This is a genomic window from Hymenobacter humi (genome assembly GCF_042665855.1).
GTDB classification, from domain to species: domain Bacteria; phylum Bacteroidota; class Bacteroidia; order Cytophagales; family Hymenobacteraceae; genus Hymenobacter; species Hymenobacter humi.
On sequence record NZ_JBHTEK010000001.1, the window covers coordinates 2,366,854 to 2,381,729 of the forward strand.

The window sequence follows — 14,876 nt, forward strand, 5'->3', positions numbered from 1 at the left end:
GGCTACTGTTCAGTTTCGGGACATGAAGGGCACCAAGCAGATGCGCATTCTGGTGCTGATTGGGGTGGTGCTGCTGGCCCAGTTCTTCTGGTGGTTCGCCGATTCCGAGCACATGGGCTACGCGCCCCTGTACTGGCTGCTTACGTTCTCGCTGTGCTACAAAATGCTCCGCATGGTGCACGAGTGGTACCACTACGTGCACGTGGTGGAGCCCATTGCCCCGGAGGTACCGCCCAGCGCCCCGCTGCGCACCGTTGACATGCTCACGACGGCCTGCCCGGGTGAGCCGCACGACATGATTATCCGGACGCTGGAGTCGCTGGTGGCCGTGCGCTACCCCCATACCACCTACCTCTGCGACGAGGGCGACGACCCCGAACTGCGCGCCGTGTGCGAGCGCCTCGGCGTAGTGCACGTCACGCGCATCGAAAAGAAAAACGCCAAGGCCGGCAACATCAACAACGCCCTGCGCCAGGCCACGGGCGAAATGTGCGTGGTGCTCGACCCCGACCACGAAGTGACCCCCGACTTCCTGGACCAGGTGATGCCCTACTTCGAAGACCCCACCGTGGGCTACGTGCAGGTAGTGCAGGCCTATGGCAACCAGAAAGATAGTCTCGTAGCATTGGGCGCCGCCGAGCAGACCTACCACTTCTACGGCCCCCTCATGATGGGCATGAACGTGTACAACACCGTGCAGGCCATCGGGGCCAACTGCACGTTCCGCCGCACGGCCATCGAGTCCATTGGCGGGCACGCTGCGGGCCTCACCGAAGATATGCACACGGCCATGCGCATGCACGCGGCCGGCTGGAAATCCATTTACGCCCCCGTGGTGGTGAGCCGCGGGCTGGTTCCTTCCACGCTCGGCGCCTTCTACATGCAGCAGCTCAAGTGGGCGCGCGGCACCTTCGATTTGCTGGCGCACGTGTACCCCAAGCTGTTCAAGAATTTCTCGTGGCGGCAGCGGCTGCACTACTTCACCCTGCCGCTGTACTTCTTCTCGGGTATTGTGGCCCTGATTGACATCACGGTGCCCATTGCCTCGCTGCTGCTGCTGCAGTTTCCGTGGCACCTTTCGCTGCCCGAGTTTGCCCTGCACATGCTGCCCGTCACGATGATAGGCCTGCTGATTCGCTACAACGCCCAGCAGTGGCTGCGCGAGCCCCACGAACCGGGGCTGCACCTGGCGGGCGGGTTTTTGCGCATTGCCACCTGGTGGGTTTATTCCCTGGGTTTGGTATACACCTTCCTCAACATCAAGGTGCCGTACATCCCGACGCCCAAGGAAGGCAAAGTGAAGAACGAGTGGCTGCTATGCATGCCCAACCTCCTGCTGGCCTTTATTTCGATAGGGGCGGCGGTGTACAGCATGCAGGTGCAGGGCATTCGCGGCCCGTACACCAAGCTCATGGCCACGCTGGCCCTCATCAACGCCTTCATTCTGATAATGTCGGTGCTAATGGCCCAGCACGCGCTGCTCAACAGCATCCGTTCGTTCATGTGGTCGACGCGGCCGCTACACGCCGTTAAGCGCTGGGTCGACAACACGCTGGCGGCCGGCTCGGGCGTTATCACCAAGCGGCTGCGCACGGGCTCGGTTGCATTTGCTACGGGGCTGGCCATCCTGCACACGCTGATATCGGGCGGCGTGGTGCTGGTGCAGTGGCAGGAGCAGCAGTCCATTTCCGACGACTACATCTGGGCGCACACCGGCTTCGGCTCCTTCCGGGTGGGCCAGCCCGATACCGGCCAGCCAGCTCCAAAATGCCCGTGCAGACGGTTACTAACCCCAGCCAGATTGCTATTTCCTGGGTGAAATCGCCGGCAACGCTCGGCCAGGTAGTTGCCTTGGATTTGCCAGCGGGCCAGCCCGCCAAGCTTCCCGTTGCGGCCATCGAAGAAATCAACCAGCGCGGCGATATTCCGCTGCTGACCTGGGTGCCAGAAGATTCGCCCGAAGGTGCCCGCGTGTTTAAAGCGCAGGTGCTCAACCTGCTCAAGCACGAAAACCAGCTGCTGCTGCGCCCCATCGTGAAAGCGCCGAACGCCAGCGCCTACCGCGAATCCTGGCAGAAGCTGGTGAAAAGCTACCGCGCCTCCGGCGATACTACCGTGGTGTGGGTCTGGACGCCGCCGCGCCCCGATTCCATCGCCGCCTATTTCCCCGGAGCCGCCAACGTGACGTGGGTGGCCAGCGACTGCCGGAATACGCCGGCCGTGACGAGTGCCATGGGTAGCTGCTATTTGCCGTTCCGCGAGCAGGTAGCCATCAAGATTGAAATGCAGAGCAAGCCCATCGTGCTGTTTGTGCCCGAAGAGCAAACGCCCAAGACCTACCGCTGGGCCCAGGATTTCCACACGCGCTACCCCGAAGTGAAGGCCGTGATATTCTCGCCCGGTACGCCCCCAGCCAGCACCGCCCGGGGCCGCAGCCCCAAGCGGGAGCAGCCCGGCGGCTAGGCTGTTTTTTGGGAGCGGCCTTTTTCGTGGTCGTGGTGGCGTTCAGGCGGCTGGGGTTATCGGCCAGAAACTTGCCCCAGCTTTTGCTGCCGGCCTGCACGTTGTTGCCCTTTTGGTAGTGGTGACACAGCGCGACCGACAGCGCGTCGGTAGCATCCAGAAACTTCGAGGCTTCGGCGATGGGCGGCAGCGTAAGCGTCTGGCGGAGCATGTGGGCCACCTGTTCCTTGGTGGCCGCGCCCGAGCCCGTTACGGCCTGCTTCACCTTGGTGGGGGCGTACTCCACGTAGGGAATCTGGCGGCTGAGGGCGGCGGCAATGGCCACGCCCTGGGCCCGGCCCAACTTGAGCATGCTTTGCACGTTCACCCCAAAAACGGCGCTTCAATGGCCAGCTCATCCGGAAGGTACTCGTCAATCAGCTCCAGCATGCGGTCAAAAATCCGCTTTAGCTTTACGGCGTGATTCGACCCGAGCGCCTTCATATTGATAACGTCGTAGCACAACACGTCGACCCGCTGGCCGCGCACCTCAATCAGGGCGTAGCCCATAATCTGGGTGCCGGGGTCCACGCCCATGATGATTTTGGGCAGCAGGCTCGACAGCAGGAGCGGGGCGGGGGCGAAGGGGGCAGCCAAAGGAGCGGAAGTGAGCAAACAGCCGGAAGCGGCGAAAAAGAAACGGAAAGCGAGCTTCCTTCACAAAGCTACGACGCGGCCAAGGCCTCAGCAGCGGCCAGCGGCCGGGCGCCGGCTTCTTTTCCCCTTAGAAGTGAAAAGCAGCCCGAAAAAGGTCCCGCCGCCAAGAAATGGGGCCGCCTGGTATTCTGGGGCAAAGTGCTGGTGACCTTGCTCACGCTGGGTCTGCTCTACAATTCCATTTTTGCGGCGCCCGACACCGCCGCGGCTTGGCGCACGCTGCTGGCCACTACCTTGAGCGGGGCGGGGCGCACGCCGGTGCTGCTGGCCCTGGCCCTGGTGCCGGTCAACTGGGGCCTGGAGGCGTGGAAGTGGCACCGGCTGGCCCGGCACCTGGAGCCCGTCACGTTCGGGCGCAGCTTCCGGGCGGTGCTGGTGGGCCTCACCCTGGGCTTTGCCACCCCCAACCGCGTGGGCGACTACGCCGGCCGCATTATTGAGCTAAAAAGCCGCCGCGTGAGTGCGCTGGGCGCCGTGTTTTTGGGCCGCTACTGCCGCTGGTGGCCACGGTGCTGGCGGGCGTGCTGGGCTTACTCTACTTTCTGCTCACGTTTTATTTGAAGGGCTACCCGGCGGCGGGGCTGGGCGTGGTGGTGTCGGCGGTACTGATAAGCGCGGCGGTGCTGGTGCCGCTGTACCGGTCGCGGCTATTGCTGGCGGCGCTGGGGCTGTGGCGCCCGCTGCGGCGATTCCGGCCGGCGCTGGCCATCATGCCCACGTATCCGGCGCGGGCGCTGCACGCGGTGCTGGCCATTTCGGGGCTGCGCTACGCGGTGTTTTGTGCGCAGTTTCTGCTGTTGCTGGGGGCGTATGGCGTGGCCTCGCCGCTGGGGCCGGGGCTGGCGGCAGTGGCAGGTACGTTTCTGCTTAAGTCGCTAGTGCCCTCGCTCAATGCCCTGGCCGATGTGGGCGTGCGGGAGCTGTCGGCCACCCACTTGTTTGGGTTGTTGGGCCAGCCCGCGCTGCCGGTGCTCAGCGCCAGCCTCAGCTTGTGGGTCATCAACATAGCGCTGCCCAGCGCCGCCGGGCTGCTGCTGGTGCCCGGGCTGCGGGTGCTGCGCTCAAGCCGCGCCGCCCGATGATGGTGGCCGGAGCAGCATTGCTGGTCTTGCCGCTGCTGTACGCTGGGCTGATGGGCTGGCTGCGTGGCGGGTGGGTTATGAGTATGAATGAAGAATTAAGAATGAGGAATGAGGAATTGGGCGAGAAGGAAAAATTGAGCTGGAAGGCGCCCTCACCGGGTAATAATTCTTCATTCCTCATTCCTCATTCTTCATTCTCGACCATTCATTCCTCATTGATTTTCTCGGTTCTCATCGCCGCCCGCAACGAAGCGGCCAACCTTCCCCAACTTCTGCATGACCTGGCTGCGCAAACCCTGCCCGCCGCGAACTTTGAAGTCCTTATCTCTGACGACCATTCCACCGATGCCACCGCCGCGCTGGTAACAAAAGCAGCTCAGGAAACTGGTTTTACGCTTCGCCTCATCACGTTGCCAGCTGGCGAAACCGGCAAGAAAGCCGCGCTGCTTGCCGCGCTGCAATCGGCCCAGGCGCCCTGGCTGGTATGCACCGATGCTGATTGCCGCCTGCAGCCCGGCTGGCTGGCGGCCTACGCCGCGCAGGCTCGAGCGGGCCCCGCAGGCCAATTTTATCAGTGGTCCGGTGCTGCTCACGGGGCCGAATTCTTTCCTGCAGCTGCTAATTGGGCTGGAGTTCGCGGGACTGGTGGGCGTGGGCGCGGCCTGCCTCACCCGCCAGCAGCCCACCATGTGCAACGGCGCCAACCTGGCCTACCGGCGCACGGCGTTCGAGGCCGTTGGCGGCTTTGCCGATAACCTGCACGTTGCCAGCGGCGACGATGAATTTCTGCTCCATAAAATTCACGCAGCCTTCCCCGGCTCCGCTTATTTCCTGGCCGATGCGGCGGCAATAGTGCGCACGGCGGCCCCACTTACCCTGCGGGCGCTGCTACGGCAGCGGGTGCGCTGGGCCAGCAAGTGGCGGCACTACCAAAGCGCCGCCCCGCGCCGCTTGGCCCTGCTGGTACTGGGCGCCAACGTGGCCCTGGCCGCCGGGGCCGGCGCTGCGTTGGTATGGCCCGGGCTGTGGCCGTGGGTACTGGCGGCGTGGGTTATCAAGCTGGGCGCCGATGCGTGGTTTCTGGGCCCAGTGCTCCATTTTTCGGGCAGCGCAAGTGGCTGTGGGGCCTGCTGCCGCTGCAAGTACTGTACGCGCCGTACGCGCTGGCGGTGGGGGCGGCGGGCTGGCGCGGCGGCTATGAATGGAAGGGGAGGGCGGTGCGGTAAATCAAAATTTACTTCCACTGGCTAATTCAAATATTTGCAGAAATCTGCTCGTTTTAAATGATGGGTTTATTTTAACTTTTACATTCTGCCTACCAATAAAGCAATGCCTTCCTGCTTATGGGCCATTGTTTTTAGCTGCTTGTAAAAGTTGTCAATGGCACATGGCTCAACTATTAGCTCCAACGCAAGCTTTGATTTTTCTTCCTTTCTGTAGGCGGTTGATACGTTTTCTTCCAGTTGTATTAAAACCCCAATCAATCCACCACCGCCTATTGGATAGAACCTCATTGAGCAATAGGCATAACCGTCTTTTGCTCCAACCTGATGAAATATTGAAGCTTCTTTGTTAGGAAAATCGACTAGTTTATTGGCTAAGTCGCTGAGGGATTCACTTGTGTCGTAAGCTTGAGTAGTGCCTTTGAAAGAAGCGTTGCTGGCAGTAAACTCGACTTCAAGCATATGCTCGTCCTTCCAAACGACCGCCATTCTTAGAAATATTTCTTGTGGATACACCATACTTTAAGTCTCTGGTAAAAAGTCAAGCAGTTCCCTATATTAAAGTGAAGGCTGATAAATAGTAGTAAGCTTCACACTGCTTTGCGTAAGTGAATGTAGGGTTTCGCAATTCAAGCTGCCTTTGCCGCCCGCCCGGCTTACATTTGCCTAACTACCTTCTCACGCCATTTCCCCGTGACAGACCCCGAATTTGACCTGCTCGACGAACTGTACTTCGTCACCCCTTTTCGCACGCTGGTTGAAAAAACCGGCCTGCCTGCTCCTGAGCTGGAAGGCCACTTGCGCACCTTGCTCGAGCAGGGCCTCATTCGCAGCTTCTGGCCCGACCCGGACACCGAGCCTGGCCTACGAGACCACCTCGTTTGGCGCCATTGCCCGCGACGCCTCCTACCTGGCCTCTAAGGAAGGCCTGTTGCAGCACAACACCCGCTAAGCGTGGCCACAGCAGTTTCCTCAGCCGCGCCGGTTGCGGCCGTCCAGGCGAGTGCCGTGGCCCGGCCGCCGGGCTACTACGTGCGCCAACGCCTGTGGCAAAACCGGCCCGCCGTGGCCGGGCTGGCGTTTATTGCCCTGTGCACGCTGGTGGCGCTGCTGGGCTACTGGGTGATGCCCGACAACTCGCCCAACGCCAACCACGGCTTCGTGCAGATTCAAAAAGAGCGGCCCGTCCTGCGCGTGCAGCTGCTGCGCCAGCCCTTGCCTGACTCGGCCCGCGACAACCAGGCCGCCGATAACATCTTCGCCACCTGGCTGCACGGCCGCGAGCCCAAGGTGCAGGAAACGCCCATCGGCGGCTACGAATTCTCTGGCGACTCCATCATCCTCAAGCCCCTGGGCGAGCACTCGGCCGAGGCCGGCCGGCTCCGGCGCCTGGCCCTGGCCGACGTGGTGGGCCACCCCGGCCCCCGCGCCGAGCTGCAGCGCCTCGTGCAGAAAGACCACCTCAGCACCCGCACCTACTGGCTGGGCACCGACAAAGCCGGACGCGACGAGCTGAGCCGGCTGCTGCTGGGCACGCGCATCTCGCTGGGCATTGGGCTGGTGGCGGTGCTCATTTCGCTGGTGCTGGGCATGGCCGTGGGCGCCGTGGCCGGCTACTTTGGCGGCTGGGTCGACTCGCTGCTGCTCGGCATCATGACCGTGGTGTGGAGCATTCCGGGCATCATGCTGGTCATCGCCATTTCGCTGGCCCTGGACAGCAAAGGCGTGTGGGTCAGCTTTGTGGCCGTGGGCCTTACCATGTGGGTCGATGTGGCCCGCGTGGTGCGTGGGCAGATGCTCAGCCTGCGCTCGGCCACGTTTGTGGAGGCCGGGCGGGTGTTGGGGCTGCCCACGCCCCGCCTCATTGCCCAGCACCTGCTGCCCAACATGCGCGGCCCACTCATTGTGCTGGCCACGAGCAACTTTGCTGCGGCTATCTTGCTGGAGGCTGGTCTTAGCTTTCTGGGCCTGGGCGTGCAGCCGCCCGCGCCCGCCTGGGGCCTCATGGTGAAAGAAGGCTACGACCTGCTGGGCACCGAGGCCGGCCTGTGGCTGACGCTGCTGCCGGGCCTGGCCATCTCCCTGCTGGTACTCAGCTTCAACCTACTTGGCAATGCCCTGCGCGATGCCTACGACCCCAAAACTCCGGTAGCGGGTTAAGGTTGCGGCAGGGTGTGCGTATGGTCCACGTTGCGTACCTTGCTGTATGTCTCCTATTCTCCCTATTTCTTCTGCTGAGTCTTATGTCGAGTCTGCCGCGAGCCAAGCGGCTCACATTGAGCAAATAAAGCAGCTCAAGCGGCAGCTTTTGCTTAAGCAGTTTGAGCTGGACACGGTGCTGGGTGTGGCGCACGACATGACAGCACGCGACCACACCGTGGAAGAGCTCTACCACATGCTGCGCCTCACCCTGCAGGGCCAGCGCAACGTGGTGCAGCTCCTGTTGTTTGCGCTGGAAGAGGATGGCTTTCGGGTGCGCGTATCCCTGGGCTGCGACCTGGCCGAAGCCGAAAAGCTCAAGCTCTCCCCGCACCTGACCGAAGGCGGCGTGACCCAGCCCCAGGCCGTGGAAGACCTGCACCTGGGGCCGGATTGGGACAAGTACGAACTGATAATCCCCATTCTGCGCCAGAAGCAGGTGTCTGCCTACGTCTTTGTGGGCGGACTGCGCAGCGACTTCGACCGGCACCATCATCCCGTTTCTGGGCTCGCTGGCCAATACCCTGATTGGGGCCGTGGAAAACCGCCGCCTGCAAGCCCAGCGCATCGCCGATGCGGCCGTGCGCAAGGAGATTGAGATTGCCCAGGAAGTGCAGGCGATGCTTTTCCCCGCACCTTGCCCAACGACGGCCACCTGGCCATCGAGCGCAGCTACGTGCCGCACACCGAAATCGGCGGCGACTACTACGACGTGGTCGAGATTGACGAGCACCGCCTGCTGCTGTGCGTGGCCGACGTGAGCGGCAAGGGCGTGCCAGCCTCGCTCTTGATGTCCAACTTCCAGGCCGGGCTGCGTACGCTGCTGCGCCAGGGCGTGGAGCTGGCCACCATTGTGCCCGAGCTCAACCACTTGCTGTTCCGCAACTCGGGCGGCGAGAAGTTTATCACGGCTTTTCTGGGCATCTACGACCGCCGCACGCGCAGCCTGCAGTACGTGAACGCCGGCCACAATGACCCCCTGCTCATCACCGACGACTCCACCGTGCAGCCCCTCAAGCACGGCACCGTGATGCTTGGCATCATGGAAGAGCTGCCGCTGCTGATGGTGGGCAAGGTCATCATTCCGCCGCATTCGCTGCTGCTGCTTTACACCGACGGCCTCACGGAGGTATTCGACGACGACAACAACGAGTTTGGGGAAGAAGGAGTGCTCAACGTGCTGCTGCGCAACCGCTACCTGCCGCTGCCCAAGCTGCACCAGGAGCTGCTGCGCAGCATCGACGAGTTCAGCTCCCACAATGCGCAGTTTGCCGACGACATCACCATTCTGAGCTGCCGGTTTAAGTAGCGCTGCGCTGAAAGAGGAATGGGCGAACGACAACTCCCCTCCTTTTTTAAGGAGGGGACGCTCAACTTTTAAGTTGAGTGGGGTGGTTGAACTCGTTGAACGACACCCGAACGACCCGGCAGCAGAACGAGTTTAGCCGTTGAGCAACACCCGGACGATGCCAGCTCAACTCGTTCGCCCATCGTTCAACGACTGCAACCACCCCACTCAACTTAAAAGTTGAGCGTCCCCTCCTTGGTAAGGAGGGGAGTTGTCCGCCCCTTCCTCATTCTTCATTCCCCATTCCTCATTTCCCCCTTCCTCATTCCTCAATCAGCGCAGCGTCTTCCAGCCAGGTTTCGGCCCGAATCAGCAAGGCCAGGCACACAAAGAAGACGGCTCCAATCTTGTCGGCTTCCACCAGGCTCGTTGAGGGTGAGGTGAAAGGCGATGACCACAAACGAGAGCGTGGCAGCCAGCACCACCCGCCGGATTTCGGGCCACGGCCGGGCGCGGTGGTAGAGCCGCTCGGCGCGCAGCAGGGCGGTGGCCATGAGGATGATGAGCAACAGAAACCCGGGAATGCCCTGCTCGGCCAGCTGCAGCAGAAAGTAGTTGTGCGTGGTCGACTTTTCGGGGTTGTCGCTCACGTAGGTACGGAAGCTCTTGAGGGTGTAGCGCTTGTACTCGGGGTAGAACGTGGCAGCGCCGCTGCCCACCAGCGGCTTGTCGGCTATCATGCGGCTGGCGGCTACCCAGCGGTACACCCGCTCCATGCCCGACACATCCTGCAGCTTGTAGGTGGCGGCGAGGTGCTTTTCGAAGTTCTGGCCGTTGAAAATGGTCCGTTCGTAGTCGGGCGCAAACTCCATGTAGTTGTCGCCGCGCACGATGTAGCTCACGCCCACCGCTCCGCTCACTGCTACCAATACCAGCACCACTCTCGTGAGGCGCAGGCGCATCATCAGGTAAAACAGGCCCGCTATCGGCAACGACAGCATCGACGCCCGGGTGTACGAAGTGAGCAGCCCAAACAGCAAAATGGCCAGCCCCACGCGCCAGGCCAGCCGGGCGCCCCTGTGCCGCACCGACCGCAGCGCCAGCCAGCCAAACGGCAGCAGCAGCGCCAGCATGCTGGCGTAGATGACGTGGTTGCGAAAAAACGGGTGCACCGCGTCGTTAATCCCTTCGAAGCTAAACCCGCGGCCGGCGTGCCCCGCCGCCACGTAAAGCACGCTCAGGCAAGCCCCGGCCGTGTAGATGGCCGCAAAGCGCCACGTTTCGCGGGGCTGTCGCACAATGAGCAGCGTGCCCAGCACAAACGGCGTGATGTACCAGACCTTGGCCAGTAGGTACTTGATGGATTTTACCGCATCAACCGAAAAAACGGTGTCGACGGCCGTCCAGAGCAGCATCAGGCCCAGGATGACGAGCAGCGGGTGCTGCCACTCGCGCCGCCGCAGGCGGCCCGTGCCCAACAGCAGCGCCCCGGCCACGCAGGCCGTGAGTGCGAGCATCAGCGGCTCGGAGGGCACGTCCATGCTCAGCCCACCGAAGAGGCTGATTTCCTGACTGAAGGGCAGCAGAAAAAACAACAGGTAGTACAGCCACCGCCACTCCACCAGCGCCACCAGCAGGCCCACCGCGGCCAGGCCCGGCAACAGCAGGGCCGGCTGCCGCAGGAGCGCGGCCCCGGCTCCTCCGCCCAGCAGCAGCAGCACAAACCCCATAAAGAGAAGCTGCGCGCCGTCGAAGGAGCGCCGAAGCCGGTGCACCAGGCTCGTTTACGGCCGGATTCACGCCGCTTGCAGGGCCCGGGCCCGGTTGTGCCGGTACAACTCCAGCAGCGACACAAACACCACCGATAAGGTAAAGGTCAACAGCATGGAGCCGAGCACGATGAGCGTGCGGAAAGGCTTGCTTTTTCGGGTAGCGGGGTAGGCTTTCTGCACCAGGTAGATGCTGGAAATGTGCCCTTTGATGGTGAGCTCGGCCGTCTCGAAGGCCGAGCGGGCGGCAATGAGGCGCTCCTGCAGGTCCTTCACGCGCTGGCTGAACATGGTCACCGAGTCGATGCCCTGCACGTAGCTTTCCAGGTTGATGGTATTGCCGCCGTCGGCGCGGGTAAGGCCGCGCAGAGCCCGCCGCAGACCGGCCACGTCGCCGCCGCCGCCCTCGGCCTTGCGCAGGGCCGCCTCGGTCTCGACGATTTGCTTGGCCATGTAGCGGCCCTGCATCTCGAAGCCGTAGATGCCGTAGCGGCGGCGGGCGCCCAGCAGCTCGCGGCGGCTGCGCTCGAAGCTGGTGCTCAGGTAGTCGTAGCGCTTGCGGTAGAGGTCGAGCACCGTGCGGCGGTTTTCCAGGGTCAGCTGCTGGTTGATGGAGTCGATGACGTGCACCATGGTGTTGGCCACGGCGGCCGCCAGGTTTTTGTCTTCGTCGAGGAACGTCAGCTCAATGGCGTCGCGCTCGTTGTGCACGATGCTGAAGTTGCTGCTGAACTCGCTCAGCACGTAGTTGTCGGTGGCATCGTCGCCGGGCGAGCCGGCTTTGTAGTGCTTGTAAAGGTCGAATTTCTTGATAATGAGCTCGGCCACCGGCTGCGACTCGCCGATGGTGATGACGCGGTCCAGGTCTTCGGCGCGGCTGCCCAGCTCCAGCTTGCCGCGTACCTCGGCGTTGTCTTCCAGCAGGCGGTCGGGGTCGGCCGTTTGCGGGTTGGTGGGGATAAACACGGCGGTGGAACGGTACACGTTGGGCAGCAGCAGCGCTACCACGATGCTCACCAGGGCGGCCAGCGCCACGGCCCCGGCCACGTAGTATTTCCAGCGGTTGATAATGGGGCCCAGGCCCACCAGCGAGAAAGAAGGTGCAGACATACAGAAAATAAGCCACTTACCCTGCTTCTCGTATTAATTGAGCCGGAAGCGGGAGGGCGGCAAGCAAAGATAGCCGGAAAATAGCCCGGCCGTGCCCCTTGCGCGGCTGCCCCGGCGCGTTGTGTAGCTTTGCCGTTCCGGCGCGCGGCGGCGGTTTTTTATTTCGCATTTAGCTCCCTCGTCGGCATCAAACGGTTTTTTGGCAATATCAGCTTCGTGGTCCTGCTCAACCTGCTGGTGAAACCCGGCTGGGTGGTGGTCGAAAACCTGGTGCAGGACCGGCTCGGGCACGCTTCGTTTGGCCTCATCACGGCGCTGTCGGCGCTCACGCTGGTGGTGGCCGCGCTTTCCGATTTGGGCCTCACGCCCTACTCCGTGCAGCGCGTGGCCGCCGAGCCCACCTTCATGGCCGAAACCTTCCCCACGCTGTTGCCCCTGCGCGGCGCCCTCAACTTCTTGGCCCTGGCCGCCATGCTGGGCGTGGGCTGGGTGCTGGGCTACCGCGGCGCCGAGCTGGGGCTGCTGGCCGCGGTGGGCACGGCCCTGCTGCTGGCCCAGTACGGGCAGTTTTTGCGCGGCACCCTGCAGGCCCACCAGAAATTCAACACCGATGCCGTGCTCTCGGTGGTGGAGAAGTTCCTGCTGCTCGGGGCCGTGCTGGTACTCATCCCGTTGGGGCTCACGCTGCCGCGCTACGTGGGCGCCCGGCTGGGGGCGGCGGCCTTCACCACTGTGGTGCTCTACGGGCTGATGACGCGCCTGTTTGGCCGCGTGAAGTACCGCTGGCAGGGCCCCGTGGCCCGCAACGCCCTGCGCGCCAGCCTCCCGTTTGCCCTCATGACCCTGCTCTACGGCATGAACGAGCGCATCGACATGGTGATGCTCGAGCGCCTGGCCTCGCCCACCGAGGCCGGTTATTACGCCGGCGCCTACCGCTGGGTCGATGCCGTGATGATGTACGCTTGGACGGTGTTGCCGCTGTTTTTTGCCAAGTTTGCCAGTGTGCCGCGCGACGCCGCGGCCCAGCGCGAGCCTGCTGCGGTTTGGGCAGCGGGTACTCACGCTGCCGCTGCTGTTTGTGGTGGCCTTCGTGCTGTTTCGGGGCGAGGTCCTGTTCTGGCAGTTCAGCCACAGCTCCCCGGCCGAAGTAGCGCGCATGACGCTGTGTTTGAAGATATTGTTTGTCAATGTGCTGGTGCACGCCTTCTTCGCCATCTACAGCACTCTGCTCACCAGCACCACCCACGAGAAGGCCGTGAGCTGGCTGGTGGCCGGCAGCATTGCCCTCAATATTGGGCTGAACCTGTTTCTGCTGCCCCGCTACGGGGCCGTGGCCGCCTCGCTCGACACGCTGCTATGCGCCGTGGCCGTGTCGGTGGGCTACCTGGTGCTGGTGGCCCGGCGCACGGGCGTGCCGGTGCCTTTCCGCCTGCTAGCCCGCCTGCTACTGGCTTTTGGCCTGCTCTGCGGCACATGGTACGCCCTGCAGTTTCGCCTAAATCAGGAATTGAGTGGTGGCTCGAAGCCGGAATTATGGGCGTGGTATTTGGGCTGATTGTGCTGGGCACGGGGCTGGTGCGCCGCAGTGAAATAGCCCAATTGCTGCCGGCAAAAATTAAAAGTTAAAAGGGCGTTTGTGAGAGCGGCGCATACGAACTCGGTATCCACAGCTACACACCATCTGTCATGCTGAGCTCGCGAAGCATCTTATCACGTTAGAACGATTCGTGCAGACTTGAGAAGATGCTTCCTTCGTCAGCATGACAGACGAGTGGTGTTGCATGCTAATGAAGCGGCTCTGATACTCCAGTTGCGCCCTGCAAGACGTACTATTTAATCATCCCATTCCTCTCTCCCTTGCAAATCGCTGTCAACACCCGTTTTCTGCTGCCTGGCGACCAACTCGAGGGCATTGGGCGGTTCAGCTACGAGACGTTGAGCCGGCTGGTGGCCCAGCACCCGCAGGTGACGTTTCATTTCCTGTTCGACCGGCCATTTGACGTGCGCTACCTGTTCGGGCCCAACGTGGTGCCGCACGTGCTGTTTCCGCCGGCGCGGCATCCGTTGCTCTTCGTGGCGTGGTTTGAAGGGGCGGTGGCCCGGTGGCTGGCCAGGCACCGGCCGGCAGCTTTCCTGAGCCTCGACGGCTTTACCACGCTCGCTACCCGCGTGCCCCGCGTTACGGTGTTACACGACCTGGCCTTCGAGCATTTCCCGCTCGACGTAGGCCTGCTACAGCGGAAATATTACCACTTTTTCGTGCCGCGGTTTGCGCGGGCTTCCGCGCGGGTGGTAGCAGTGTCGGAAGCCACCAAGGCCGATATCGTGAAAACCTACGGCATCCCGCCTGCCAAAATCAGCGTAGCCTACAACGCACCGGCAGAGCTGTTTCGGCCCCAGCCAGAGGCAGCTCAACGCGAGATTCGCCGGCGCTTCAGCCACGGGCAGCCCTACTTCCTGTTTGTGGGCGCGCTGCAGCCCCGCAAAAACCTGGGCAATTTGCTGCGGGCCTTCGATGCGTTCAAAACCGCAGGCGGGGAGGGCGTGGCCAACGCCCAGTTGCTCATTGTGGGGCGCAAGGCCTGGAAGGCGGGCCCCATTCTCACGGCCTACCAGCAGATGCGGCACCAGTCGGCTGTGCACTTCACCGGCCGCGTGGCCGACCCCGAGCTGGCGGGCCTCTACGCCGCAGCCCGGGCCACAGTATACGTGCCTTATTTCGAAGGATTTGGCATTCCCATCGTGGAAGCCCAGGCCAGCGGCTGCCCCGTGCTCACGGCCAACGTTAGCTCCATGCCGGAGGTGGGCGGGGTAGGAGGGGCGCTCTACGTAAACCCCCACGATGCCGACGACATCGCCGCCGGCCTCACCCGCCTGTGGCACGACGATGCCTTGCGCGAGCAGGCGGTAGCTCAGGGACACGAGAACTTGAGCCGGTTTTCCTGGGCCCAAAGCGCCGAAGTCTTGTGGAGTGCCGTGCTGGCGGCCACGGGCCAGGGCTGAGCAGGCGGGTTTCTGGCGCCGCGCGGTTACTTTTGCCCTTCGC

Annotated in this window: 14 protein-coding genes and 2 pseudogenes; 12 read left to right on the forward strand and 4 right to left on the reverse strand. The window is 62.8% G+C overall.

Annotated features, from left to right (window positions below; all coding sequences use genetic code 11):
- The first annotated feature begins 22 nt into the window (after positions 1–22).
- Both ACFQT0_RS13265 and ACFQT0_RS13270 read left to right on the forward strand, forming a co-directional pair.
- Positions 23–1,819, forward strand: a complete 1,797-nt coding sequence (locus ACFQT0_RS13265) for a glycosyltransferase (RefSeq protein WP_380203387.1) — start codon at positions 23–25, stop codon at positions 1,817–1,819.
- Positions 1,774–2,463: a hypothetical protein gene (locus tag ACFQT0_RS13270; protein ID WP_380203389.1), complete on the forward strand. Its 690-nt coding sequence runs from the start codon at positions 1,774–1,776 to the stop codon at positions 2,461–2,463. The genes ACFQT0_RS13265 and ACFQT0_RS13270 overlap by 46 nt, the downstream gene beginning before the upstream one ends.
- A 43-nt stretch (positions 2,464–2,506) precedes the next feature.
- On the opposite strand, the pseudogene ruvC reads toward ACFQT0_RS13270, so the two are convergent.
- Positions 2,507–3,012, reverse strand: a pseudogene (ruvC, locus tag ACFQT0_RS13275) (crossover junction endodeoxyribonuclease RuvC); the annotation flags it as partial.
- 285 nt (positions 3,013–3,297) lie between these two features.
- Between ruvC and ACFQT0_RS13280 the strand changes: the two are divergent.
- From ACFQT0_RS13280 to ACFQT0_RS13295, 4 genes and pseudogenes are all read left to right on the forward strand, one after another.
- Positions 3,298–3,720 carry a hypothetical protein gene (locus ACFQT0_RS13280; RefSeq protein ID WP_380203391.1) on the forward strand — a complete coding sequence of 141 codons (423 nt, stop codon included), beginning with the start codon at positions 3,298–3,300 and terminating at the stop codon, positions 3,718–3,720.
- A complete protein-coding gene (locus tag ACFQT0_RS13285; RefSeq protein ID WP_380203393.1) occupies positions 3,660–4,241 on the forward strand; it encodes a hypothetical protein in 582 nt (193 codons plus the stop codon). The genes ACFQT0_RS13280 and ACFQT0_RS13285 overlap by 61 nt, the downstream gene beginning before the upstream one ends.
- A 101-nt stretch (positions 4,242–4,342) precedes the next feature.
- Positions 4,343–4,756 (forward strand): annotated as a pseudogene (locus tag ACFQT0_RS13290) (glycosyltransferase); the annotation flags it as partial.
- Positions 4,734–5,492 carry a glycosyltransferase family 2 protein gene (locus ACFQT0_RS13295; RefSeq protein ID WP_380206014.1) on the forward strand — a complete coding sequence of 253 codons (759 nt, stop codon included), beginning with the start codon at positions 4,734–4,736 and terminating at the stop codon, positions 5,490–5,492. The pseudogene ACFQT0_RS13290 and the gene ACFQT0_RS13295, both read left to right, overlap by 23 nt.
- A 53-nt stretch (positions 5,493–5,545) precedes the next feature.
- Here ACFQT0_RS13295 and ACFQT0_RS13300 read toward each other — a convergent pair whose 3' ends face one another.
- Positions 5,546–5,983 (reverse strand): hypothetical protein, encoded by a 438-nt coding sequence (locus ACFQT0_RS13300; protein WP_380203395.1) that lies wholly within the window; start codon positions 5,981–5,983, stop codon positions 5,546–5,548.
- 174 nt (positions 5,984–6,157) lie between these two features.
- Here ACFQT0_RS13300 and ACFQT0_RS13305 point away from each other — a divergent pair, with 174 nt between their 5' ends.
- From ACFQT0_RS13305 to ACFQT0_RS13320, 4 genes are all read left to right on the forward strand, one after another.
- Positions 6,158–6,385, forward strand: coding sequence for a hypothetical protein (locus tag ACFQT0_RS13305; RefSeq protein ID WP_380203397.1), 228 nt, complete (start codon positions 6,158–6,160; stop codon positions 6,383–6,385).
- A gap of 87 nt (positions 6,386–6,472) precedes the next feature.
- Positions 6,473–7,624: an ABC transporter permease gene (locus tag ACFQT0_RS13310; protein ID WP_380203399.1), complete on the forward strand. Its 1,152-nt coding sequence runs from the start codon at positions 6,473–6,475 to the stop codon at positions 7,622–7,624.
- 46 nt (positions 7,625–7,670) lie between these two features.
- Positions 7,671–8,261, forward strand: coding sequence for a hypothetical protein (locus ACFQT0_RS13315; RefSeq protein ID WP_380203401.1), 591 nt, complete (start codon positions 7,671–7,673; stop codon positions 8,259–8,261).
- 39 nt (positions 8,262–8,300) lie between these two features.
- Entirely contained in the window at positions 8,301–8,972 is a 672-nt protein-coding gene (locus ACFQT0_RS13320) for a PP2C family protein-serine/threonine phosphatase (protein WP_380203403.1), read from the forward strand.
- Between the two features lie 308 nt (positions 8,973–9,280).
- Here the strand turns inward: ACFQT0_RS13320 and ACFQT0_RS13325 are convergent, their stop codons facing one another.
- Together ACFQT0_RS13325 and ACFQT0_RS13330 are read right to left on the reverse strand one after the other, a co-directional pair.
- Positions 9,281–10,726: an O-antigen ligase family protein gene (locus tag ACFQT0_RS13325; RefSeq protein ID WP_380203405.1), complete on the reverse strand. Its 1,446-nt coding sequence runs from the start codon at positions 10,724–10,726 to the stop codon at positions 9,281–9,283.
- Positions 10,727–10,747: 21 nt separating this feature from the next.
- A complete protein-coding gene (locus ACFQT0_RS13330; RefSeq protein WP_380203407.1) occupies positions 10,748–11,830 on the reverse strand; it encodes a hypothetical protein in 1,083 nt (360 codons plus the stop codon).
- A gap of 216 nt (positions 11,831–12,046) precedes the next feature.
- Between ACFQT0_RS13330 and ACFQT0_RS31655 the strand changes: the two genes are divergently transcribed.
- Together ACFQT0_RS31655 and ACFQT0_RS13345 are read left to right on the forward strand one after the other, a co-directional pair.
- Complete coding sequence (locus ACFQT0_RS31655; RefSeq protein ID WP_449272064.1) at positions 12,047–13,456, forward strand: oligosaccharide flippase family protein; 1,410 nt, start codon at positions 12,047–12,049, stop codon at positions 13,454–13,456.
- Between the two features lie 231 nt (positions 13,457–13,687).
- Positions 13,688–14,833, forward strand: coding sequence for a glycosyltransferase family 4 protein (locus tag ACFQT0_RS13345; protein WP_380203409.1), 1,146 nt, complete (start codon positions 13,688–13,690; stop codon positions 14,831–14,833).
- Positions 14,834–14,876: the final 43 nt, after the last annotated feature.

Bases quoted from the DNA above. Each gene is read 5' to 3' on its own strand.
- ACFQT0_RS13295 (WP_380206014.1), top strand. From the start codon at position 4,734: ATGCTGATTGCCGCCTGCAGCCCGGCTGGCTGGCGGCCTACGCCGCGC.
- ACFQT0_RS13300 (WP_380203395.1), bottom strand. From the start codon at position 5,983: ATGGTGTATCCACAAGAAATATTTCTAAGAATGGCGGTCGTTTGGAAG.
- ACFQT0_RS13265 (WP_380203387.1), top strand. From the start codon at position 23: ATGAAGGGCACCAAGCAGATGCGCATTCTGGTGCTGATTGGGGTGGTG.
- ACFQT0_RS13330 (WP_380203407.1), bottom strand. From the start codon at position 11,830: ATGTCTGCACCTTCTTTCTCGCTGGTGGGCCTGGGCCCCATTATCAAC.
- ACFQT0_RS13315 (WP_380203401.1), top strand. From the start codon at position 7,671: ATGTCTCCTATTCTCCCTATTTCTTCTGCTGAGTCTTATGTCGAGTCT.